The sequence below is a fragment of the Acinetobacter sp. TYF_19 genome, assembly GCF_043105125.1.
In the GTDB taxonomy this organism is placed as follows: domain Bacteria; phylum Pseudomonadota; class Gammaproteobacteria; order Pseudomonadales; family Moraxellaceae; genus Acinetobacter; species Acinetobacter johnsonii.
In genome coordinates this window covers 1-371 of sequence record NZ_JBICLH010000071.1, presented here as the reverse complement: position 1 = coordinate 371, position 371 = coordinate 1, and the positions used below count along the sequence as shown (strand labels likewise).

General features: G+C 43.4%; 1 protein-coding gene. It reads right to left on the bottom strand.

The window, feature by feature from the left end; translation table 11 throughout:
• On the bottom strand, positions 1-371 hold a 371-nt coding region (locus ACF8FD_RS10395; protein WP_392453358.1), incomplete at both ends, for a DDE-type integrase/transposase/recombinase.

Below are 371 nucleotides of genomic sequence, written 5' to 3'. Positions count from 1 at the left end.
AATGCCACAACCAGTTTGTTGCATAATCTTGTACTTCATCCAAAGTATCAAATAAATGCTTGCTCAGCCAACTATAACGTATGGTCCGATTATAGCGTTCAATATACGCATTCTGCTGTGGCTTACCCGGTTGAATATATTCAATACGAATACCGTGCTCAGTAGCCCAGCGCACAAATTCGTGACTGATAAATTCGGGACCATTATCGCATCGGATCACTAACGGTTTTTCTCTCCACTCCAGCAATTGATTCAACGTACGAATAACCCTGATTGTGGGCAATGAGAACCCTGCTTCAATGGCTAGGCCTTCGCGGCGGTAATCATCAATCACATTCAATAATCGAAACTTGCGACCATCGGAAAGCTGA